The sequence below is a fragment of the Amylolactobacillus amylophilus DSM 20533 = JCM 1125 genome, assembly GCF_001936335.1.
GTDB classification, from domain to species: Bacteria; Bacillota; Bacilli; order Lactobacillales; family Lactobacillaceae; genus Amylolactobacillus; species Amylolactobacillus amylophilus.
Genome location: NZ_CP018888.1, coordinates 1,137,502 through 1,160,983, shown reverse-complemented (window position 1 = coordinate 1,160,983; position 23,482 = coordinate 1,137,502). Strand labels below are relative to the sequence as shown.

Annotated in this window: 19 protein-coding genes, 6 tRNA genes and 3 rRNA genes; 5 read left to right on the top strand and 23 right to left on the bottom strand. The window is 44.7% G+C overall.

The genetic code is table 11. From position 1 onward, the window contains the following. Positions 1-11: 11 nt before the first annotated feature. Together LA20533_RS06090 and LA20533_RS06085 are read right to left on the bottom strand one after the other, a co-directional pair. Entirely contained in the window at positions 12-1,439 is a 1,428-nt protein-coding gene (locus LA20533_RS06090) for an oligosaccharide flippase family protein (protein WP_056946906.1), read from the bottom strand. A 2-nt stretch (positions 1,440-1,441) separates the two neighbouring features. Then, entirely contained in the window at positions 1,442-2,596 is a 1,155-nt protein-coding gene (locus tag LA20533_RS06085) for a CDP-glycerol glycerophosphotransferase family protein (protein ID WP_056946909.1), read from the bottom strand. 147 nt (positions 2,597-2,743) lie between these two features. Between LA20533_RS06085 and tagD the strand changes: the two genes are divergently transcribed. Both tagD and LA20533_RS06075 read left to right on the top strand, forming a co-directional pair. Then, entirely contained in the window at positions 2,744-3,130 is a 387-nt protein-coding gene (gene tagD, locus LA20533_RS06080; RefSeq protein WP_056946914.1) for a glycerol-3-phosphate cytidylyltransferase, read from the top strand. A gap of 122 nt (positions 3,131-3,252) precedes the next feature. Next, positions 3,253-3,465: a CsbD family protein gene (locus tag LA20533_RS06075; protein WP_056946917.1), complete on the top strand. Its 213-nt coding sequence runs from the start codon at positions 3,253-3,255 to the stop codon at positions 3,463-3,465. Between the two features lie 119 nt (positions 3,466-3,584). On the opposite strand, the gene LA20533_RS06070 is transcribed toward LA20533_RS06075, so the two are convergent. Next, complete coding sequence (locus LA20533_RS06070; protein ID WP_056946921.1) at positions 3,585-4,286, bottom strand: GntR family transcriptional regulator; 702 nt, start codon at positions 4,284-4,286, stop codon at positions 3,585-3,587. Positions 4,287-4,400: 114 nt separating this feature from the next. On the opposite strand from LA20533_RS06070, the gene LA20533_RS08610 reads away from it, so the two are divergent. Further along, positions 4,401-4,571, top strand: coding sequence for a hypothetical protein (locus tag LA20533_RS08610; RefSeq protein ID WP_156408178.1), 171 nt, complete (start codon positions 4,401-4,403; stop codon positions 4,569-4,571). Positions 4,572-4,623: 52 nt separating this feature from the next. Here the strand turns inward: LA20533_RS08610 and LA20533_RS06065 are convergent. The 5 genes from LA20533_RS06065 to LA20533_RS06045 all read right to left on the bottom strand — a co-directional run bounded on the left by LA20533_RS06065 (position 4,624) and on the right by LA20533_RS06045 (position 7,407). Then, positions 4,624-4,695, bottom strand: a tRNA-Gln gene (locus tag LA20533_RS06065). 10 nt (positions 4,696-4,705) lie between these two features. Further along, a tRNA-Tyr gene (locus LA20533_RS06060) sits at positions 4,706-4,786 on the bottom strand. Between the two features lie 54 nt (positions 4,787-4,840). Next, positions 4,841-5,668, bottom strand: coding sequence for a metallophosphoesterase (locus tag LA20533_RS06055; protein WP_162254397.1), 828 nt, complete (start codon positions 5,666-5,668; stop codon positions 4,841-4,843). A 3-nt stretch (positions 5,669-5,671) separates the two neighbouring features. Then, complete coding sequence (locus LA20533_RS06050) at positions 5,672-7,141, bottom strand: peptide MFS transporter (RefSeq protein ID WP_056946928.1); 1,470 nt, start codon at positions 7,139-7,141, stop codon at positions 5,672-5,674. 193 nt (positions 7,142-7,334) lie between these two features. After that, positions 7,335-7,407: transfer RNA gene (locus LA20533_RS06045), tRNA-Thr, on the bottom strand. Positions 7,408-7,526: 119 nt separating this feature from the next. Between LA20533_RS06045 and galE the strand changes: the two genes are divergently transcribed. Both galE and LA20533_RS06035 read left to right on the top strand, forming a co-directional pair. After that, a complete protein-coding gene (gene galE / locus LA20533_RS06040) occupies positions 7,527-8,516 on the top strand; it encodes a UDP-glucose 4-epimerase GalE (RefSeq protein WP_054746343.1) in 990 nt (329 codons plus the stop codon). 2 nt (positions 8,517-8,518) lie between these two features. Then, complete coding sequence (locus tag LA20533_RS06035; RefSeq protein ID WP_056946931.1) at positions 8,519-9,946, top strand: UDP-glucose--hexose-1-phosphate uridylyltransferase; 1,428 nt, start codon at positions 8,519-8,521, stop codon at positions 9,944-9,946. 72 nt (positions 9,947-10,018) lie between these two features. On the opposite strand, the gene LA20533_RS06030 is transcribed toward LA20533_RS06035, so the two are convergent. The 15 genes from LA20533_RS06030 to LA20533_RS05960 form a co-directional block, all read right to left on the bottom strand. Next, complete coding sequence (locus LA20533_RS06030) at positions 10,019-10,414, bottom strand: hypothetical protein (protein WP_056946934.1); 396 nt, start codon at positions 10,412-10,414, stop codon at positions 10,019-10,021. Between the two features lie 5 nt (positions 10,415-10,419). Then, entirely contained in the window at positions 10,420-10,932 is a 513-nt protein-coding gene (locus tag LA20533_RS06025; protein ID WP_162254396.1) for an FtsX-like permease family protein, read from the bottom strand. A 134-nt stretch (positions 10,933-11,066) separates the two neighbouring features. Continuing rightward, positions 11,067-11,139, bottom strand: a tRNA-Asn gene (locus LA20533_RS06020). Positions 11,140-11,150: 11 nt separating this feature from the next. Continuing rightward, positions 11,151-11,267 (bottom strand): 5S ribosomal RNA (gene rrf / locus LA20533_RS06015). Positions 11,268-11,357: 90 nt separating this feature from the next. Continuing rightward, positions 11,358-14,266 (bottom strand): 23S ribosomal RNA (locus LA20533_RS06010). 250 nt (positions 14,267-14,516) lie between these two features. Next, a tRNA-Ala gene (locus LA20533_RS06005) sits at positions 14,517-14,589 on the bottom strand. A 30-nt stretch (positions 14,590-14,619) separates the two neighbouring features. After that, a tRNA-Ile gene (locus LA20533_RS06000) sits at positions 14,620-14,693 on the bottom strand. Positions 14,694-14,820: 127 nt separating this feature from the next. Continuing rightward, a 16S ribosomal RNA gene (locus LA20533_RS05995) occupies positions 14,821-16,394 on the bottom strand. Together the 16S, 23S and 5S rRNA genes with 3 tRNA genes alongside form the textbook arrangement of a ribosomal RNA operon. Positions 16,395-16,738: 344 nt before the next feature. Next, positions 16,739-18,022 (bottom strand): serine--tRNA ligase, encoded by a 1,284-nt coding sequence (gene serS / locus LA20533_RS05990; protein ID WP_056945820.1) that lies wholly within the window; start codon positions 18,020-18,022, stop codon positions 16,739-16,741. Positions 18,023-18,303: 281 nt separating this feature from the next. Beyond that, positions 18,304-19,866, bottom strand: a complete 1,563-nt coding sequence (locus LA20533_RS05985) for a helix-turn-helix domain-containing protein (RefSeq protein WP_054746236.1) — start codon at positions 19,864-19,866, stop codon at positions 18,304-18,306. 120 nt (positions 19,867-19,986) lie between these two features. Beyond that, positions 19,987-20,508 (bottom strand): GNAT family N-acetyltransferase, encoded by a 522-nt coding sequence (locus LA20533_RS05980; RefSeq protein WP_075362844.1) that lies wholly within the window; start codon positions 20,506-20,508, stop codon positions 19,987-19,989. Between the two features lie 10 nt (positions 20,509-20,518). Beyond that, the gene (locus LA20533_RS05975) at positions 20,519-21,118 is read right to left on the bottom strand and encodes a TVP38/TMEM64 family protein (RefSeq protein WP_056945819.1); all 600 of its coding nucleotides are present in this window, start codon (positions 21,116-21,118) and stop codon (positions 20,519-20,521) included. 135 nt (positions 21,119-21,253) lie between these two features. Continuing rightward, positions 21,254-21,991, bottom strand: coding sequence for an MIP/aquaporin family protein (locus LA20533_RS05970; protein ID WP_056945818.1), 738 nt, complete (start codon positions 21,989-21,991; stop codon positions 21,254-21,256). Between the two features lie 95 nt (positions 21,992-22,086). Further along, the gene (locus tag LA20533_RS05965; protein ID WP_056945817.1) at positions 22,087-22,821 is read right to left on the bottom strand and encodes an amino acid ABC transporter ATP-binding protein; all 735 of its coding nucleotides are present in this window, start codon (positions 22,819-22,821) and stop codon (positions 22,087-22,089) included. Position 22,822: 1 nt separating this feature from the next. Next, positions 22,823-23,482, bottom strand: a complete 660-nt coding sequence (locus LA20533_RS05960; RefSeq protein ID WP_056945816.1) for an amino acid ABC transporter permease — start codon at positions 23,480-23,482, stop codon at positions 22,823-22,825.

Below are 23,482 nucleotides of genomic sequence, written 5' to 3'. Positions count from 1 at the left end.
TTCTCCACCTATTAACGTTTGATCATTCTCTTAGCCAATTTTAACACATCTTGATTCAGGTCAAATTTGAGTAAGAAGAACAATCCACCATAAACAATCATGACAATAATTGACTTAATTGCCATATCAAAGAAGGCATTACCAACCAGTTGTGGCAGCAGGAATCCGACCACAAGTGTAATTAGTGCCATTATTATATATTTGGGTGTCTCGTTAAAGATGTAACTAAAGTCAAGTGCATCACGCACAATCCAAATCCGCATTAAACAGACGATAAACTCGGTTGTTACTACGGTTGCCGTGGCACCAGCAGCACCAAATTTAGGGTAGAGGATAAAACTGAGAGCTAGACTTAGAACTGCGCCAACAACTACCGGAATGGCATAATCCTTATCACGTTTTGTTGCCAGCGCAAACTGATTGGCAAACACGCCCCCAACAGGGATAAAAATAATCGTTAGTGTGGAGAACATCATTAGTTGTGCGACCGGTTCGTATCTGGGACCAAAAAAGAACGGCACGAATTCATGCGTATTAATTGCTACAACTATTGCAAAAATCAGCCCCAGAAATAGTGTTGCTTCATACGATTTTTTGACGAAGAACTTTTGAAATTGCTCACCAGTACTGGCCATCTTCGGCATCATCACAATTGTAATGGAGGTAATAACTCCGAGAATCATCGTCGATATGCGTTGGGAATTGTCATAAAACGAGACCTGGTTTGGGCTTACAAATGCACCCAGTATTGGTTTATCTAACGACGTATACACCTGGGTGGCAATTTGTGGAATCAACAAGGTGATAATCGAAGCGATTGTGGGCTTCAGTTGGTAGAAACTTTTGGTTGGTCGCCCGACATATTGACTGATTGAAACCCAAAAGACAAAGCTACCAATCATCGTGCTAACCGACATTATTAACATATAAATCCACAGGTCTCCTGGTCTTTTCACCAAGAGGAAGATCAGAATCACAGATGATAATTTGACAATCGTATTTCTGAGTACCACTCGACCAAACTCTTCCACGCCCTGAAAGAACCAGGCAATATCAAACATCGCGGAGATCAAAAACGGAATTTGCAGGTAGAAATAATTCCAATATTTGATTTTAAAAACCGTCACAAATACAACAGTCAAAATAATCATGACCAGACTTGCAATAGCCTGAATATACCATAGTCCCCAAAAAGCTGCGGTCATTTCCTTAGTTGAGCCTTTAGCACGCAAGCGAGCAATGGTTCTCGTACCGATGTAACCAATCGCCGCAGAGCAGAATACCATCAGGAATTGAATCGTAAATTTAACCGAACTATAGACACCGTATGGTCCTGGACCCATCACACGAGAAATATAAGGGACCGTTATTAGTGGGACTAAGACCAGAAAAATCTGGTAGACGGCATTGTAGAAAATATTAACTAAAGTTTTACGCACACTTAATCCCCCTTCACTTCGATTAATTGGTCAAACAGCCGCTGACTATTCGCGTTTTTGGGAATAGAGTAGCTGAGTTCTAAGCATTCCGTACGTTTAGCTGCACAGTGATCATCAGACACCATGGCCTGCTCGAGCTCGGTTTGTGAGGTGACCTTCACGCCAGGCGTCACCTTCTCATACGGATCGAGCAAAATTCCTCGTTTCGCTAGATATTCATTAAGATGGTTCGCAAGGAAATAAACTGGTTTATTCAAGTGGAGATAGTCAAAGTAGACTGAGGAGAAATCGGTAATCAAGTAGTCTGTCACGCGCAGAATTTCGTACAAGTCTAACTCATGCTCTACTAAATAAGCATCCTCTAAGACTGCAATATTCGAGAGCCTGAGTTCTTGCTTCATGAATTTCTGTTCATAAGGATGGAGTCGCACAAGCAGGAATTGGTTATGCTGTTGTAGAAAAGCGTTTAGTTGCTGGAGGTCAAAGTCGGAGACGGCGAGAAAGTTCCCCGCACTAATTTCTTGCATCACTGACTCGTTCTCTAATTCGAATCTAAATGTTGGCATGTAAATGCCTAGTTTGGTCTGTTTATTTACTTTGGGAGCGTCAAAGAGCTGTTCAATGATAGCCTCAGAAAGCTCATCTGCTTGACCGTAGAGCGCATCGATTCTTGGAAATCCCACACGCAGATATTTATCATCACTGATACCAACACAGGCGGACATTAGACTCTCGTATAGCGCAGAGCTGGAGGCGACGTAGTCAGCCTCCTTGGCCCATGTCTTCATCGTCTTCAAGTTATTAGTGGGATTAGTATTCTTTGCCATGAAGCCCATGCGCTTCAGTGGGATACCATGCCACAGCTCCACACAAATCTGATTCCGCTTGATTTTAAATGGCTCATGTGTCACAAAGATGAACTTTGCCCGGGAAATACTCTGCCAAGTTTTAAAGGAAAGGTGGGTTGTCGGAAACGGCTCGACCAGCTCAACGGAAATTTCCGGATGGTTTTCCCGCAAATATTTGTAAAATAAAAAGCCGTTAGACCCAGAACGACCGGCACCATTTAAAATGACATATTTATTTGCATCAGTTTTTGTAAACTGTAAGACCAGTTTGATACAGCCTAGGTATAGTTTAAATAAAAAGTTTTTCATCAGTAACCTTCAGTATTCCACGAAATTAATCTAGTTTATCATATCAAATCTTTATCTAAATATTGTACGAAATTTGATTTTTTATCTAATTCTTCAGGAAGTTCTCAAGGTTATTTGCTACAATAGTCCTGACAAAGGAGAATATTAATGAAAAAAGTAATTACTTACGGTACATTTGATCTCTTACACTGGGGCCATGTTCGCCTGTTAAAGCGCGCAAAAGAAATGGGTGACTACCTAATCGTGGGGCTATCAACGGATGAATTCAACGAGTTCAAGAAACACAAAGAGGCTTATAATTCATACGAACACCGCAAATATATTCTGGAAGCCATCAAGTACGTTGACGAAGTAATTCCCGAGAACGACTGGGATCAAAAGGTCAAAGATGTCCAGAAATACGACATCGATACGTTCGTCATGGGTGATGATTGGCAAGGTCAATTTGACTTTCTTAAGGACTATTGTGAAGTGGTGTACCTCCCACGTACATCCGGAATCTCCACAACTAAAATCAAAGAGGATTTGAAATAAAATTAAGTAAACCGGGATAATTTATCCCGGTTTTTTTTAAATAAAGTCGTTATGATATACTTGTCCGTTTATCCTTAATATAATTAAATTGTATTCAAATTAATTATTTAAAGGAGACAGAAATGAATAGAGATCACGACACGAAAGACTATGGTACAAAAGAAAAAATTACCGGTAACCTCAAGCAAGCAGAAGGTAAGCTGACCGGTGATAAGACGCGCGAGAACCAAGGTAAAGCAGAAGAGTTACTTGGTAAAGCAAAAGAAAAGGTGACAGAAACAGTTGAGAAGGCGAAGGACCTCCTTACTCCTGACGATGAAGAGCACAAAAAATAACTAAGTACCATTTGCTTGCTCATTAAGATATACCCCCCTAGTAAGACCTCAAAATTTGCAAGAAAAAAACTTCAGGCTACTACATGCGTTTTCAAACGTATGTGCTGACTGAAGTTTTTTTAATTTTCGAAGATAAATTCAAATCGTTCGGCAACATACTGAGCCCGTACATATTCAAATGGCTGCTCGGTATCGAGGTGTGAAACTTGTCGCCTAGTCACGACGGCCTCCCCCTTCTTAATATCCAACAAACGGGCTGTCTCTTCATTTGCAATTGACGCACCAATCCGCTGCTCTACGTGGCCGAAATTTACCTTACCTTTATTCTCGAGGACTTGATACAGAGAGGACGTAATCTCTTCTCTGGTATAGTTGTTGACCAAGGAACGTGGTACGCTAGCTATCTCATAGCAAATAGGCACGCCGTCGGCGAATCGCACACGTTCCATCCGGAGAACCTCTTCCTCATCCCCTAGTTCGAGCTTTTCCTTTTCACTCAGGGAAGGTTGCACCATCCGAAATGAGATGGTTTGACTAGCTGGTTTTTTCCCCTGTGCGGTCATCATTTCGGTAAAGCCCATTATACCACTTACTTTTTCCTGCACTTTTTGGTTAGCAACATACGTGCCAGAGCCCAAACGCCGCTCTAAAATGCCCTCATCTTCTAAAGTTTTGATTGCTTGCCTAAGGGTCATTCTGCTAACATTGAAATCAATGGCTAATTGGCGTTCTGCTGGTATTCGTTCGCCAACCAACCACTTCTTATTTTCAATGTCTTTTTTTATTTTGTTGTGTATTTGGATATACATTGGCTCTTGCATATGATCACTCCTTAAAAAGATTATACGTCAACTAGACCAAAAAGGAAAAATTTACCACTCCACCAACAAGATTGAAATCAGTCCAATCAGGGAGGTTTAATTACGAGTTATTTTATGATTGCAACGTGGCAAATTGCCGAAGAAGGCGTCAAGAAAGCAGCTTGCGCTCTCAGTCATGGGGCCACGGCCGAAGACGCGCTCGTCACGGCCATCAAGGATGTCGAGGACAACCCAGCATTCACTTCAGTCGGCTACGGTGGCTATCACCGTGAACTACTCAGCTAGTTTCAACAATATGAAAAGACAGCTAGGAATTACCCTAGCTGTCTTTATTTAGTTGGGTTAGATGGATTCGAACCATCGCATAACGGAGTCAAAGTCCGTTGCCTTACCGCTTGGCTATAACCCAATAATACAAATGGAGGAGAGTGGATTCGAACCACCGAACCCGAAGGAGCGGATTTACAGTCCGCCGCGTTTAGCCACTTCGCTACTCCTCCATAACTTTAGCACCTAAATATCATAGCTAAACCACAGCCAAAAATCAAGCGTTTTTAGTTAATTTCTATTATTTTAGTGGTCTGCATAAACTCCGTCATAAAGTCAGCGTTCTCCCACTCATGCCTGCGTTTGGTACGATAGCCAAGCGGTTGATGGAGGTATGTCGTCTGCCCGATCTGCGTGTCTGGTGTGCGGATATGCAAGTGACCGAAATCAACGTAGTCCAGTTGATAACGATCAATCAGCTCACCCAGCCCGACTCCGCCGAGCATCGCGGTGGAAATGTTCCACTTCTCATAGTCAGTGAACTTGATAAACTCCAGCCTTGGCACAAAGTGCGTTAACAAAATAATGTGCCTATTAGATTGCCCCACAGCCTGGACCTGCTCAATCGACTCTTCTATCTGTGCCAGGGTGCGGTCAAAACGCTCCCGGTCGGATAGCGGGGCATCGATTACCGCGTCAACCCAGTATGTCTGCTTGAAATGGTAGTAATCATTATCAGTCAAATTAAGCCGGGTCTTAGCAAAGCTATAATCATACCAACCGTTATTCCCCACTATGGCAAAGTTTGTATCAGGGATCAATAACGTCTTGTGGTGGAGATAGTATTTCGACTGTGGCTCCTCCAGTTGGTAGTATTTGACGCCGCGAACCATATCGTGATTTCCAGCAATAAAGTAGGCCTTGGTATTACGCGCCAAGTTGTTGAATTGCTCAAAATATTCAAGTGTTTTGTTGAAGTCATTGAAGGTATCGCCAGTCACAAAAAAATAATCGACTTCTTGTCTGTTCAAGAAGTCGATTTGTTGTTGGATTAACTTTTTCGCGTCAAGCTGATTTACATCGAAGTGTAAGTCGCTTGCAAAAGCAATTCTCACCAATTATTTCACTCCAGCCATGAGCCTAGAAATCCTGCCCTTCAACATGAACATAATTAATGATAACACAAGCGCGATAATTCCGCCGTAGATAAAGTAGTTTGCAATGTTCCCTTCATGATAGAAGCGAATAATCTGTGAATTGATCGCCTGAGCCACCGCATCAGCTAGGAACCACATCCCCATCATCTGCGAGCTAAATGCCCTTGGCGCCAGTTTTGTCGTCACCGAAAGGCCTACCGGTGAGACGAGCATCTCCCCAATCACCACCAAGAAGAAGCTGGCCACAAGCCAGAGGCCACTTACACGCACATCCTCACTTCGGCCAATCATCGGCACGGCCATAATCATGTATGATGCCGCGGTGAAAATCAGCCCGATTACGAATTTCATTGGTGAACTCGGTTGTTTTTTACCAAGCTTGATCCAGAGCCATGCAAAAATAGGAGAGAGGAAGATGATGAAGAGCGGATTCAATGATTGATATTGACTTGGGTCAACCGTGTAACCGAAAATATGCAGAATTCGCGTGTTGTCTTTCGCAAAGAACGCGAGCACAACCGAGCTCGATTCCTCGATAGCCCAGAAGGCTACAGCTGCAATAAACAGCGGAATATACGCGAGCACTCGTGAGCGATCCTCTTTGTTTGTTTTCGGGCTGGTTAGCATCTGTGCAAAGTAAAAAATCGGAATCACAATTGCAATGATACTTAGTCCAGCAACGATATTGTCAATCGTCAATGTGTTCGTTACCGCCATCAACACAATGATTACGACCACCACAACTAAGGCAATCACTACCCGCACCACAATGTTTTTGAGCTCGGCTTTTAGAATCGGATCGGGAGCCTTGTCGTCCTCTTTGTTAAATTGTTTCTTCGAATCTATGACATAGAAGATTAGTCCCACAGCCATCCCAATTGCGGCAAGTGAGAAACCGGCATGGTACCCGTATGCACCCTTCATCGCTCCGACAACCAGTGGGGCAATGAATGAACCAAGGTTGATTCCCATGACGAAGATACTGAAGCCAGAGTCCCGCCGTGAATCATTCTCACCGTACAGGTGACCTACCATGTTAGAGACGTTTGGCTTCAAGAGGCCGGTACCGATAATGATGAAGGCAATCGACCACAGTAGTCCGGCGAAGCCCAGCGGCATCGAGAGAATGATATGACCAATCATGATGGCAATACCACCCCAAAAGACAGTTCTTCTGCTGCCAAGAATTCGATCACTGACGAACCCGCCAATGACCGACGTCAGATAGACCATCGAGCCATAGATGGCCATAATTGAACCAGCTGTCGCCTTATCAATTCCAAGGCCACCGTTTGCCATCGCATCGTACATGTAGTACAACAGGATAGCACGCATACCATAATAACTAAATCTCTCCCAGAATTCCGTCATAAATAAGGTTCTCAGACCTAACGGATGCCCTAGAAAAGTTTTTACTTTTTCATTTTTCATAATTTACTACCACCATTTTGATATCGTACAGGTTAGAAAGTTTAACAAACATTCCTCTATCCCGCAAACCAGTTTCAATTTTCTATAATTTCTTTCTAAAAATTTGGCATTTTTCCAATTTATAAACGCTTAAAAAACACCCAACAACCGCATAGTATTGCGCTTACTGGGTGTTTTTAAGTTATAGTTAATATGCCGTCTGCAAGATTCGAACTTGTGACCCTCGGTTTACGATACCGATGCTCTACCAACTGAGCTAAGACGGCAAGAACAACAATCATTATAGCAAATAGCGCAAGAAATTCCAAACATATTTTTTTTACTTAATATATTAAATTATGTGGTAGAATGGAACTACATTTAGAGAAATCGAAAGGAATAATTTATGAGTATTTTAGTACTTGGTGGCGCCGGCTACATTGGTTCCCACGCAGTAGATACACTTGTTAATGAAGGATACGATACCGTCGTTGTTGATTCTTTAGTCACAGGACATAGAGCAGCAGTGAACAAGCAGGCCAAATTTTACAAGGGCGATATTTTAGATGAACAATTCTTGAATAACGTCTTCGAGCAGGAAGAGATCGAGACCGTCATGCACTTTGCCGCGTTCTCACTTGTATCCGAATCAATGACTAAGCCCCTTAAGTATTTCAAAAACAATACGGCGGGATTGGTCAACCTCCTTGAAGTTATGAAGAACCATGGTGTGAATCAAATAGTCTTCTCCTCCACGGCCGCAACGTATGGTGTACCCAAAGAATTACCAATTACGGAATCATCACCAACTAATCCAATCAATCCATACGGCGAGAGCAAGCTGATGATGGAGAAAATCATGGGTTGGGCTGACCAGGCCTATGGCATCAAATTCGTCGCACTCCGCTACTTTAACGTTGCTGGCGCTAAGCTCGACGGTTCAATCGGCGAAGCGCACCACCCAGAGACTCACTTGATTCCAATCATCCTAGATACCGCACTTGGTAACCGGAATCGGATTACCATTTTCGGTAACGACTACAACACGAAGGATGGCACAAACGTACGTGATTACGTCCACGTCCTCGACCTCATCGATGCCCATATCGCGGCGATGAAGTACTTACAGGCCGGGAATCCAAGTAACGTCTTTAACCTGGGCTCCTCAAATGGTTTCTCTAACCTAGAAATTCTACAGAGTGCCATCAAGGTTACCGGAGTGAATATTCCTTACGAAATTGGTGCTCGACGCGGCGGTGATCCTGATTCGCTTGTAGCAATGAGCAAAAAGGCGCGTGAAATCCTCGAATGGACACCTCGTTACGAGCAAATCGATACGATCATTAGCAGCGCCTGGCAGTGGCACCAGAAACACCCAAATGGATATGGAGACTAGCTTTGAACGTAAATGCAGTTGAACATCTGGCTTCTTTAATTATTGTAAATAACCATCAATTTGAAGAAATTGATCAGACATACTTAGCCAACAAAGTACTGACGATCGTTCAAGATGAAGCACGGGAGCTCACAGTACCTGTGTCTTTTTCTGCGCTCCAAACCGCACAGAAATTGGCCACAAATGAAGTCCAGGTTGCTCAATTATTAGATTTATACACACCCGTACCGAGTGCCGTTAACCGCCAATTCTGGTCCGAATACCAGGCAAACGGTCCAAGTGCCGCTACAGATTATTTCCATCACCTGTCAGTGGCCAGCGATTACCTCAAAGTAGCCGACATAGCAAGAAACATTCAATTCACCGAGCCCTCAGTTTACGGTGAATTGGAACTCACAATCAACCTGTCTAAACCCGAGAAAACAACTGCAGAGATTGCCGCGGCCAAACTAGCACCGAAAAGAGATTACCCGCAGTGTCTCCTGTGCTTTCAAAATGAGGGCTATTTAGGCGGTGCTGGCTACCCGGAACGAAGTGCTCACCGCTTAATCAGGTTGACCCTGAATAATCATCCCTGGGCAATGCAGTTTTCGCCATACGAATACTTTAATGAGCACGTCATCGTGATCGATAAGCAACATGAACCAATGCGGATTAATCACGATACTTTCGTTAACCTGTTTGACTTCGTGGATATCTTCCCCCACTATTTTCTCGGTAGCAACGCCGGACTGCCGATTATTGGCGGTTCGATGCTCGCACACGAACACTATCAGGGCGGTAAGCATGTCTTTCCACTTGAACGTGCCCAGGCAGCATTCACTTTTGCAACTGGTGAGTCGGAAGTTCGCGCTGCTGTCCTCAACTGGCCCGTGACGACAATTAGGCTAGAGTCCACCAATCGGAATAAGTTAGTGGATTACGCCGACAAAATCTTGCAGGCCTGGTTACAATTTGACGATCAGGATTTGGGTATCGGGGCACGTGATGCCGCTGTTTGGCATCACTCAATTAATCCAATTGTCCGCAAAAACGGCCAAAAATACACCCTCTACATTCTTTTGCGAGACAACAATACATCAGCAGTCTATCCTGATGGAATTTTTCACGTTCACCCTGAATATCAACACATTAAGCAAGAAAATATTGGCCTGATTGAGGCAATGGGCTTGGCAATCCTACCGGGCCGTCTTAGGACGGAATTGACTGAGGTCACTAACTATATCACCGGCAAGAAAAGCGCGGTGAAGAACATCCATCAAGCGTGGGCTGAAGAGCTTAAACAAGCATACACGGCCGAGCAGGATCCAGATACTTTTGTGCAGCAGCAAATTGGACTGGTTTTTACTCATATTCTAGAAAATACCGGCGTTTTCAAAGATATTTCGCCACATAATGAACATTTAGCAAGATTTATCAACAGTATCTAATTGGTATCACCTATTATAAATTACTAACCTCAAAAAGATGTGTAAAAATGAGCACATCTTTTTTAAATTTATTTATCTAAGTTTAACTAGCTGACTCTTATCAGCTGCATACGGAAGTTCAACGTTCAAGTGGTCAGAATCTTTGACAATCGTCCCGTTTGGCCGTTTCACTGTGCCATCAGATAGTAATTCGTACTCTAGCTTAATTATTGTTCCATCATCACGGTTCCAGGGCATTTTGCCGGTTGAATAAATTGTGTAGTGGTCGGAATCGGTAATCTCAGTACTTAAATCTTGTTTTTTATTTCTTGAACTAATCGTAATCACGGTTTTTATGGCCGTTTTTTTACTGGTAACTAGCACAGTATTTTGCTCAGCAATCACTGTCTTACCACGATCTTTCAGATAGAACACGGCACCAACTGCCGGTATAATAATACCGAGAACAATCAAAAGTTTCTTCCTCATTTGCCCTACCTCAAACTCTCAATGAATTTTTTCTTTTTTACGGAAGAAACGCCCCACAAAACAGAAATTGGAATGGCTATCAACATGATAATCACAATGACAATCTGGTTTGAGAATGAGTACAGCGAGGTGAACATCGCACCGTAAGAGAAACGATCCAATAGGAAAGTTTTGAGTAAGTAGACAATTAAGGTAGCACCCAAATAAATTCCCACGAATTGGCTGATAATTCCACCAGCAATGATTTTTACCACATCGGTCTTCGAATAACCCAGACTATAAAGAATTGCCAATTCCTTCCGTCTAGCACCAATCAGCTGGCGATTAAGAAACACGAAAATCAACGTCAATAAACCAGTAAGAATCAGAACACCCACTATTAGCATGGTGAGTAGCTTATTGTAAGATGCAGCAAATTCACCATGAGTCAATGCATAACGCGACTTCTGTTGGTACTTGGGAAACAACTTGTTGAGCTGTTTTGAAACTGTCGGAACGTCAGCGCTTGAATCGGTCACAATTAACATCCCTGTTTTCCCTGTACCCACACTCTTGACGAAGTCAGCATAAATTCAAATAAACACTCAACCTAGATTGAGTGTCTATTTTTTCCACCAAAAAAGGATTAGTCAACGACTAATCCTCCCCTAAGCTCCGGATGTCAGACTCGAACTGACGACATCTTGATTAACAGTCAAGCGCTCTACCAACTGAGCTAATCCGGAATAAAAAAAAAGCGTGGCAACTTCCTATCCTCGCAGGCAGTCTCCCACCAACTACTATCGGCGTTAAGAAGCTTAACTTCTGTGTTCGGCATGGGAACAGGTGTATCCTTCTTGCTATCGCCACCACACTCTTCTTCTGAGTATTCTCACACTCAAAACTAAATACGATTCTTTTCTAGAAAACCTTTTGCGTTTGCCTATTGTGCTTAAGCTACTTCTTGGTTAAGTCCTCGACTGATTAGTACTGGTCCGCTCCATACATCACTGTACTTCCACTCCCAGCCTATCTACCTCATATTCTTTAAGGTGTCTTACTTCTTACGAATGGGAAATCTCATCTCGAGGGGGGCTTCGCACTTAGATGCTTTCAGCGCTTATCCCTTCCATACATAGCTACCCAGCGATGCCCTTGGCAGAACAACTGGTACACCAGCGGTATGTCCATCCCGGTCCTCTCGTACTAAGGACAGCTCCTCTCAAATTTCCTACGCCCGCGACGGATAGGGACCGAACTGTCTCACGACGTTCTGAACCCAGCTCGCGTGCCGCTTTAATGGGCGAACAGCCCAACCCTTGGGACCGACTACAGCCCCAGGATGCGACGAGCCGACATCGAGGTGCCAAACCTCCCCGTCGATGTGGACTCTTGGGGGAGATAAGCCTGTTATCCCCAGGGTAGCTTTTATCCGTTGAGTGATGGCCCTTCCATGCGGTACCACCAGATCACTAAGTCCTAGTTTCCTACCTGCTCGAGTTGTCGCTCTCGCAGTCAAGCTCTCTTATACCTTTACACTCTGCGAATGATTTCCAACCATTCTGAGAGAACCTTTGAGCGCCTCCGTTACACTTTAGGAGGCGACCGCCCCAGTCAAACTGCCCACCAGACACTGTCCCTCACCACGCTTAGTGGTGCAGGTTAGAGGATTCATAAAACAAGGGTAGTATCCCACCAGCGCCTCCAAGAATACTAGCGTACTCTCTTCTTCGGCTCCTACCTATCCTGTACATGTTTCACAAATACTCAATATCAAGCTACAGTAAAGCTCCATGGGGTCTTTCCGTCCTGTCGCGGGTAACCCGCATCTTCACGGGTATTATAATTTCACCGAGTCTATCGTTGAGACAGTGCCCAAATCATTACGCCTTTCGTGCGGGTCGGAACTTACCCGACAAGGAATTTCGCTACCTTAGGACCGTTATAGTTACGGCCGCCGTTTACTGGGGCTTCAATTCAATCCTTCGACGAATCTAAGATCTCCTCTTAACCTTCCAGCACCGGGCAGGCGTCAGCCCCTATACGTCATCTTTCGATTTTGCAGAGACCTGTGTTTTTGATAAACAGTTGTTTGGGCCTATTCACTGCGGCTGATATCTCTATCAGCACCCCTTCTCCCGAAGTTACGGGGTCATTTTGCCGAGTTCCTTAACGATAGTTCTCTCGCTCACCTTAGGATTCTCTCCTCGACTACCTGTGTCGGTTTGCGGTACGGGTAATTGTTAACTCGCTAGAAGCTTTTCTTGGCAGTGTGAAATCAGGAACTTCGCTACTTAATTTCGCTCCCCATCATATCTTGTCCTGACAAAGATAAGCATTTAACTCACCCTCAGACTTGACACTTGGACGTGCATATCCAGCCGCACGCTTTCCTTATCCTCCTGCGTCCCTCCATTACTCAAACGTTAACTCTTAGTACAGGAATCTCTACCTGTTATCCATCGACTACGCCTTTCGGCCTCGCCTTAGGTCCCGACTAACCCTGGGAGGACGAGCCTTCCCCAGGAAACCTTAGTCATTCGGTGGATAAGATTCTCACTTATCTCTCGCTACTCATACCGGCATTCTCACTTCTAAGCGCTCCAGTAGTCCTCTCGATCTACCTTCTCCGCCCTTAGAACGCTCTCCTACCACACATGACTTTCATCATGCATCCACAGTTTCGGTACTATGCTTAGCCCCGGTACATTTTCGGCGCAGCGCCACTCGACTAGTGAGCTATTACGCACTCTTTAAATGGTGGCTGCTTCTGAGCCAACATCCTAGTTGTCTGCGCGACTCCACTTCCTTTTCCACTTAGCATAGATTTTGGGACCTTAACTGGTGATCTGGGCTGTTTCCCTTTCGACTACGGATCTTATCACTCGCAGTCTGACTCCCGGGTAATTGATACATGGCATTCGGAGTTTATCTGAATTCAGTAACCCTTGACGGGCCCCTAGTCCAAACAGTGCTCTACCTCCATTATCATTCCCCCGAGGCTAGCCCTAAAGCTATTTCGGAGAGAACCAGCTATCTCCAAGTTCGTTTGGAATTTCACCGCTACCCACACCTCATCCCCGCATTTTTTAACATACGTGGGTTCGGTCCTCCAGTGCGTTTTACCACACCTTCAACCTGGACATGGGTAGGTCACTTGGTTTCGGGTCTACATCATGATACTATCTCGCCCTCTTCAGACTCGCTTTCGCTCCGGCTCCGACCTTTCCGTCTTAACCTCGCATCATAACGTAACTCGCCGGTTCATTCTACAAAAGGCACGCCATCACCCTTTAACGGGCTTTGACTACTTGTAGGCACACGGTTTCAGGTTCTCTTTCACTCCCCTCCCGGGGTGCTTTTCACCTTTCCCTCACGGTACTGGTTCACTATCGGTCACTAGGGAGTATTTAGCCTTGGGAGATGGTCCTCCCAGATTCCGACGGGGTTTCACGTGTCCCGCCGTACTCAGGATCCTGCTTCGTCAAGTTGATATTTCGTCTACAGGGATCTCACCTTCTCTGTCTAAGTTTCCCAACTTATTCGACTATACCTGCTTGTACTCTCTTGCAGTCCTACAACCCCAATAAGCAAGCTTATTGGTTTGGGCTCTTTCCTGTTCGCTCGCCGCTACTTGGGAAATCGATCTTTCTTTCTCTTCCTGCAGCTACTGAGATGTTTCAGTTCACCGCGTCTTCCTTCGTATACCTATGTATTCAATATACGATAGTAACTCTCGTTACTGGGTTCCCCCATTCGGACATCTCCGGATCATAATCTACTTACGACTCCCCGAAGCATTTCGTTGTTTGTCACGTCCTTCATCGGCTCCTAGTGCCTAGGCATTCACCGTGCGCCCTTCTTAACTTAACCTACAAATATTTTTAGTGATTCCTCACTTCGTTCTCGGCTTTTTCGTTCGCATTGAATATTCCTAGTCGTGCAACTGCCACCAATCAATTCGCCTTAAGTCGCCTTCTTCAGTCACTACGTGACCTTTGAAGTCTGCCTTAATCGCTCTTTGATTTAACGGTGTCAGCTGCACTCTTTTTTATATTCTCGGTTTTCTTTCTTTGAATCGTATTCAGTTTTCAATGTGCTACTCATAGGACTTCTCGTCCTATGGAGGTTAACGGGATCGAACCGATGACCTCCTGCGTGCAAGGCAGGCGCTCTCCCAGCTGAGCTAAACCCCCATATCTTATTCCTAGCTTCCGTAAAAGCTATGGGCCTAAATGGACTCGAACCATCGACCTCACGCTTATCAGGCGTGCGCTCTAACCAGCTGAGCTATAGGCCCGATTTCGCTTGAATTTTAGATATTCTGTTCTTGAGAGTAAACCTCTCAAAACTAAACAAAGTTTCTCGTGTGCTTTTGTCGCGTGGCTTCCACGTATTCCTACGCTTCTTCCCACTCGCTTCCTTAGAAAGGAGGTGATCCAGCCGCAGGTTCTCCTACGGCTACCTTGTTACGACTTCACCCTAATCATCTATCCCACCTTAGACGGCTGGCTCCATTAATGGTTACCTCACCGGCTTTGGGTGTTACAAACTCTCATGGTGTGACGGGCGGTGTGTACAAGGCCCGGGAACGTATTCACCGTGGCATGCTGATCCACGATTACTAGCGATTCCAGCTTCATGTAGGCGAGTTGCAGCCTACAATCCGAACTGAGAACGGTTTTTAGAGATTCGCTTACTTTCACAAGTTCGCAACTCGTTGTACCGCCCATTGTAGCACGTGTGTAGCCCAGGTCATAAGGGGCATGATGATTTGACGTCATCCCCACCTTCCTCCGGTTTGTCACCGGCAGTCTCACTAGAGTGCCCATCTTAATGCTGGCAACTAGTAATAAGGGTTGCGCTCGTTGCGGGACTTAACCCAACATCTCACGACACGAGCTGACGACAACCATGCACCACCTGTCTTAGCGTTCCCGAAGGAAACGTCCCATCTCTGGGATTGGCGCTAGATGTCAAGACCTGGTAAGGTTCTTCGCGTTGCTTCGAATTAAACCACATGCTCCACCGCTTGTGCGGGCCCCCGTCAATTCCTTTGAGTTTCAACCTTGCGGTCGTACTCCCCAGGCGGAGTGCTTAATGCGTTAGCTCCAGCACTGAGAGGCGGAAACCTCCCAACACTTAGCACTCATCGTTTACGGCATGGACTACCAGGGTATCTAATCCTGTTCGCTACCCATGCTTTCGAGCCTCAGCGTCAGTTACAGACCAGAGAGCCGCCTTCGCCACTGGTGTTCTTCCATATATCTACGCATTCCACCGCTACACATGGAGTTCCACTCTCCTCTTCTGCACTCAAGTTATACAGTTTCTGATGCAATTCCTCGGTTGAGCCGAGGGCTTTCACATCAGACTTATACAACCGCCTGCACTCGCTTTACGCCCAATAATTCCGGATAACGCTTGCCACCTACGTATTACCGCGGCTGCTGGCACGTAGTTAGCCGTGACTTTCTGGTTGGTTACCGTCAAATAAAGTACAGTTACTTACCTTATCCTTCTTCTCCAATAACAGAGTTTTACGAGCCGAAACCCTTCTTCACTCACGCGGCGTTGCTCCATCAGACTTTCGTCCATTGTGGAAGATTCCCTACTGCTGCCTCCCGTAGGAGTTTGGGCCGTGTCTCAGTCCCAATGTGGCCGATCACTCTCTCAAGTCGGCTACGTATCATCGTCTTGGTAAGCCGTTACCTTACCAACTAACTAATACGCCGCAGGTCCATCCTTTAGTGATAGCTTTCGCCATCTTTCAAACATCTATCATGTGATAGTTGTTGTTATGCGGTATTAGCATCTGTTTCCAAATGTTATCCCCCGCTATAGGGTAGGTTACCCACGTGTTACTCACCCGTCCGCCACTCGTTCCATTGTTAATCGCTTTGGTGCAAGCACCGCTACTCTTAACCAGAACTCGTTCGACTTGCATGTATTAGGCACGCCGCCAGCGTTCATCCTGAGCCAGGATCAAACTCTCAATTTTTATCTTGAGATATTCTTCAAATAGCTCTTAGTTTTATTGTTTATTCACGAATTGACTTCGCTTAAATCTTTAGGGGTTTAACCCCCCGCACACTTAAATCGAAACTTTGTTCAGTTTTCAAAGGTCTACTGTGTCGCCATTGACGACTTATAAATGTTACCACTTAGTAAATAATTTGACAAGTAATTTGTTTAAATTATTTCAACCAGAAAATTGCTAACTGGTCAGGCAACATGAAATATATTACCTGACGAAAAATGCTTTTGCAAGTGAAATTTTGATTTTTCTCAAAAGAAAAACAACCTGCGCTATATCACCGCGACAGGCTGTTCATGTGTTGCTTATTAATCTACTTTCTCAATCTTGCTGATATTACCCATATATGGCCGTAACACCTCAGGGATAGTGACACTTCCATCCTCATTTTGATAGTTCTCAAGAATTGCAGCCACCGTCCTACCAACAGCCAGGCCAGAGCCATTCAAAGTATGCACGAACTCCAACTTGCCGTCGTCATTACGATACCTAATCTGCGCACGCCTTGCTTGGAAATCTGTACAGTTTGAGCAACTGGAAATTTCACGGTACGTATTCTGGGCTGGAATCCAAACTTCTAAATCATACGTCTTAGCCGATGTGAAACTGGCATCCCCAGTTGACAAGGCAATAACATGATATGGCAATCCCAATTTCTGCAGCAGATCTTCTGCATCTTTAGTGAGCTTCTCCAGCTCATTCCAAGAATCTTCTGGCTTAGTAAACTTAACCATCTCAACCTTATTGAACTGATGCAAACGAATGAGTCCGCGCGTATCTCGACCTGCACTACCAGCCTCCGAGCGAAAAGCAGGCGAGAGTGCGGTGAAGTTAACTGGTAATTTCTCCGTTGGGATAATTTCGCCCCGATAGTAGTTTACCAGCGGTACCTCGGCCGTTGGGATTAAGGTCAGTGGGTTATCCTCATCAATGATTGTGTATACATCTTCAGTGAACTTAGGAAATTGGCCAGTGCCAATCATTGATTGTTCGTTCACCAGGTACGGGGTGATAATTTCTTCGTAGCCTTCTGCAACATGTTTATCAAGGAAAAAGTTGTAGACAGCGCGCTCCAAACGAGCACCAAGACCCTTGTAGTATAGAAATCTGCTTCCCGATACCTTCGCACCGCGTTCAAAGTCCAGGATACCTAAATCTTCCCCAATCTCCCAGTGAGACTTTGGCTCAAACGTGAACTCAGTCTTTTGTCCCCACTGCCGCAACTCTTGATTTGCAGATTCGTCTGCACCCACCGGCACAGAATCATCCGGAAAGTTCGGTAAACGGAGCAAAATATCCGTCTGCTTAGCGGTTAGCTCTTGCTCCTTCACATCAAGTTCCTTAATTTGCTGACCCACCGCACGCATTTCCGCAATAACGGCACCGGCATCTTCGTGATTTCTCTTCTGAACTGCAATCTGGTCTGAAACTTCATTTCGTCTGTTTCGTAGTTGCTCGTTCTCGAGCAGGACTTCGCGTCGCTCATTGTCAATCGCCAATAGCGTATCAATCTCTTCCGGTTTAACACCTCTTGTTGCTAGTTTTTCCTTCGCCCACTCAGTATTATTTCTAATTTTTTTGATGTCTAGCATTATGGTTCCTCCTTGTTAATTGCAAAATAAAAAGACTAATAATCCCTATAGGGACGAATTAGTCTTAGATTCGCGGTACCACCCTAGTTCAACTCAAATATGAGTCACACTCAAGATTGGATAACGGCCAATAGCCGTGTAGCATTACCTACCCACATTAGAAATTTGGAACGACCTCTACTCATTCACACCACTCATGAGCTCTCTGAATCAGTCTGGAATTTCGTGTTTTCAAAATTATACCATCTTTTTTTAGTAAGTTAAAGGTTCTTTGAAGCCGGTCACTGCCCGGTTAGTTTATGGCGCCACGTTCTAAAAATAAGAATGGTGAGCAACCCAAAAGTCACATCGGTCAACGGGTCATCTACATGCGTGATAATCGCATTTGGAGCTTTAGGCTGAAATTCCTCCCTACGAGAAATTGTGGTCGCAATCACGTCCGTTGTCTCGTCAATATCCATGAATTTCTGTAACTCAACAAAGCGGATACTCTGAAGGAAATTATACATATCATCGTATGCTGCCGTATTGACCGGAGCATTAATCGCCACTTTCACGGTCGTATTGACTTTCACAAAGACGCTCATTCGCCGTAAAATCTGGTAGAAACCGTACTTGACCACATTGAGTTTATCCAGCTCAAATTCATTTTTATCCCGCACCAATTGGTCGAATGATTGATCAACGATCTCTTTCAAATTCTTCTGTTCATCGATCGCGTAGAAACTTTCATTGCCGAAGAAGTCATCGATGACAACCTGATACAGTTCCTTGAAGGTAATTACCCCAATTACGACCTGCGCTAAATTTAACTTGAATTGTTTCTTTTCGAGAATTGACATGTTGAATTGATCTAACAACTCAGGCGGCAACAGATTGATGAAGTCATCAACGAAATCATAAATATTGCTGTTGTAATGTTTGATTGATTTCAGGAGAAAATCAATTGGTTGAATGGTCTCGTACTTGAAGGGAAGACCATTCAAAATCAGATAGAGTGACGCAGATTCGGTGAGCTCGACTAACGGCGGATGGTCTTTTAACAGATCATTATCCGTCTCATCTAAGAAACGTTTAATAGTGGACGGAAAAGGAAAACGCAGTAGTCTGAGTGTTTCATTGTCCTCCACCAGATGACCACCCAAAATCCGCTCCAATGCAACAGCCACATAATATCTGAATAGTTCAGATGTTGCATGATTTGTTTCTTCGAAACCAAAGTCCCGCATAATTTGTTTGAAAAGTCGGTCAACGGTGTCGTGGTTGATGAGGATGAATGGCCAGGTAATACCGTTTGTGCCAATCCATAAGAGATTGGTCACTGCCAGTCTAATTAAGACCTCATCGCCCGTAAAGCCAATTTGATCGTAGACCATCCGCACGCCGTACTGTTTAAGGTGCTGGCGTAGAGGCTTAAAGTGGCGCATCGCCGTAGCCTTACTAATATCATTCTGCTTCAGAAATTCATCTAGTGAAGTATGCTCATCCTTCAAACTGATTTTAATAAACTTATAGCTGTACGAATTAGTCATTAAGTAGAATCGATACAGGTCGGCCTCGTAATTGAATATTTCACTTTCCTTCGGATCATCCTCTACGAAAATATTCTTGAAATCCTCAATTATTTGCAAGTATGTGTTATAGACAGAGCCGTATGTCTTACCCGTAATCTTCGCAATCTCACGCAGATTTACCGCAGTATAATCACGTTCGAAAGTATCGCGTAACGGTTGATCCTGATTTTTAAAAATGTAGACTCGCTCCAAGTATGACTTGATAATCGAGAAAAGAGTAAAACGCTCTTGTTCAGCACTAGTTAAAAATACCTCAGTCGCTAAATCCATCTTCTGACTCCATCTTTTGTAATTACAGCTCTACACCCCAGACCCCTGTTTAATATTTCTATCATAATTATATGCTAATTTTTATAAAATACAATATATTTCGTAAAACGTACAGCTAATCTAGTTGAGCTTCAGGCGATAGTAATCCTCTTGATAGTCCGCAAATTGGTACATCACCGAGTAATCGACCTGATATTTATATTCAAAATGAAACTTCAATAAGAGATTTTTCGATGCCTTGTTATCCGGATAAACGCCAGCCCAAAGCTCAGTCAGGTGGAGTTCGTCCCGGGCAAAGTCAATAATTAGCGGCAGTACTTCACTCATGATGTGTTGACCCCAATATGCCTGATCCAACATGAGACCCAACTCCTTGGTCGCCAGTAACCCCGATTCCTGCTCCTCACCCCGATTACTGAGCTCCACAACGCCAATCACTTCATCAGTCTCTTTTAGGACCACAGCGAAGCTCAACGGCCGGGCCATATACTGTGCAATGGCCTGCTTTGCCTGATACTTATCTTTAATATTAGAAAAACCCGCTGTACGCTTGTACACCGGATTTTGCCCCCATTTAAAAATCTGTGTCACGTCAGATTCAACAAATTTACGTAAATATGTTCGTTTGGTTTCTAATTTCACGACCAAATTGTCACTTTCCAATTAACTTGAACAGCCACTTTCCACCATAGAGCATCCCCATGCTGTAAGCTAGAATCGTCCATGGCTTCAGTAAGAGAATAATCCACAGAAAACGTGAAAATTTCATTTTTGTCAGCCCGGCTATCATACAAAGTATATCATCTGGTGCCAAGGGCAGCACAATACATAAGGCAAAAAAGATATCGAATTTCTTCTGATCCTTCGTTCTGGCCTCGTATTTGTTGTAGGTATTCTCCGAGACAATGTGGAGAATGAATGGCTTACCATAGTAACGCGCAAGATAGAAATTGATAATCGAACCAATCACGATACCGACATAATTATAAACAAATCCCCAAATAGGGCCGAAGAACAGCACGCCACCGACCAGACTAATACCACCAGGAATGATTGGAATGACCACCTGAACTATTTGAATAATTACGAAGATAATTGGGCCCAGAATTTGTTTATCAGCTAAATAGCCCCGCATCTTGGCCTGTGACTCAAATATTCCGAGGCGCCACCAATAGATTGTCAACAACACCAGAACCACGAAGCTCACAATGGTTACGATATTGATTATCCTGCGGGATGTTTTCGGGGACATGGACATTTCTTCACCTAGCTTTCGTCTACCATATTACATTATCATAGCTGTATTCAGCACAAATTAGAACTTACATTTTTGTCATCAAAAAAGGCCGAGTCACCTCAGCCTGATATTTAATAGTATTCTGTTAGATTATAGTCCGAATATGCCACGGAAAAGAAATGCGGCACAAACGGCTGCCAAAATCGGGGCAATCACGGGAATCAAAGCATAGTCCCATTGTGAATCACCCTTGTTCTTCAACGGTAGGATGGCGTGTAAAATCCGCGGACCCAAATCACGCGCCGGATTCAATGCCGGACCAGTTGGGCCACCCATCGAGGCCACAAGGGCCATGACTAAGAAACCGAGCCCAATGTGGGCCACCTCAAGATCTGCTTTGCCGTTGAACGCGTTGTGCGTCAGTGCTAACGCACCGAAGAAAAGCACGAAACTACCGAAGAATTCGCTGACGAAGCCGTTGAGCTTACTTCCCGTATTTTCAATAGTTGAGAATGTACCCAAGATAGCAGTCGGATTAGTTGTCTTGTCATAATATGGCTTGTGCATTGCCACAACCACCAATTGGCCGGCCATGGCTCCTAAAAATTCCACGACAATAAACAACAAGGCCTTGCCCCATGCTAGTGAACCTACCGAAGCCATGCCGATGACAAACGCCGGATTGATGTAGTTACCGGAGACAGAGCCTATCATGAGTGCCGGAATCATCACACCCATTCCGTATCCAATGGCGATAATGAGCCATGAGCCGTGGTGCCCCTTTGTGCCTTCCAGTTCAACATTTGCCACGGAGCCGTTCCCCAAAAGCACCATGAATGCTGTCCCAATAAATTCTGCAATAAGTTGTGTTGCTAGTGAATATTCCATCTTCTTCCCCCAAAAAATTGATGTTAGATCAAACATTTACTTTAAGGTAAATGTATGCTCTCACCATGATATCAGAAAAAGCACGATTAGTGATTCTATTTTAAAATTTTCTTGGTAAATTGTTGAATTCTCGGGGAATCACTAGCAAAAAACTCGTCTGGTGTGCCGTCGAAGAGCACCTGACCGTCCTCAAAGAAAATAATGCGGTCGGCAGCTTCTCGGGCGAAGTTCAGGTTATGCGTGACGATGATTTGCGAATTCTGCTTGCTTGCCAGCTCACCAATCACATTTAAAACCTCGTTCTCTAGCTCGGGGTCAAGCGCGCTTGTGGGCTCGTCGAAGAATAAGAATTTGGGGTGCATGGCCATCGCACGGGCAATGGCCACACGCTGTTGTTGTCCGCCTGATAGTTGGGCTGGGTAGCTATCGGCTTTAGCGGCCAAGCCCACCTTGGTTAAGGATTTGCGTGCCTCCTGCTCCACCGTTTTACGATCCCGCTTTTGGACATGTACGGGCCCTTCCATTACGTTCTCTAGTACCGTTAGATGCGGGAAAAGATTGAAATTCTGAAAGACCATCCCAAAGTTTTGCCGGAAACGGTTGAGAAACTTCTTGGGGTATTTTTTCGGGAAGGTGAGCTCCTGTCCGTTGAAACTGATCACGCCTGATGTGGGAATATTCAACAGGTTGAGGGTGCGGAGCAGCGTGCTTTTCCCGGCGCCGCTAGGCCCAACAATTGCCGTAGTTTCCTGTTCTTTGAAGGCGATTGAAAGATCCTCAATCACAGAATGGTTCTGATAGCTTACATTAATGTTCTTCAATTCCAGCATACTATTCCTCCCGTATAAATCGTGATGCATGTTTCTCTAAGTACTGTTGCAAGAACGTCAACAACGTTGAGAGCACCAGGTAGTATAGCGCAACCACGCTGTACATCAATAGTGGCTCAAACGTTCTAGCTGCAATTCTTTGCGATGTCATGAACATTTCGAGCAACGTAATGCTAGATGCTAATGAAGTGTCCTTAACCAGGCTAATTAACGAGTTTGAGAGCGGTGGCAATGCAACACGAAGCGCTTGTGGTGCGATAATCCGCCGCAGCACCATCCACCGGGACATACCGAGACTCGTGGCAGCATCCCATTGGCCCACATCAATGGAGAGGATTGCGGAGCGAATGGCCTCCGATGCATACGCTCCTGTATTGAGCGATAGGGCAATCACCGAGGCAGTCCACGCATCGAGCCGAATACCAACTGATGGGAGACCGAAATAAATAATAAACAGTTGGACTAATAGCGGCGTACCACGAAAGATCCAGACATAGAGTCCGAAGAGTTGCTTAATCACCTTCACGTGCGACAGCCGCACCACAGCCGTCAGGATGGCAATTATTAGGCCGAAGATAAATGCGATAATCGTTAGGGGAATAGTGACCATCACGGCAGATTCTAGTAGCGGTAAGATTGAATCAAAAACGATATTTTTCAT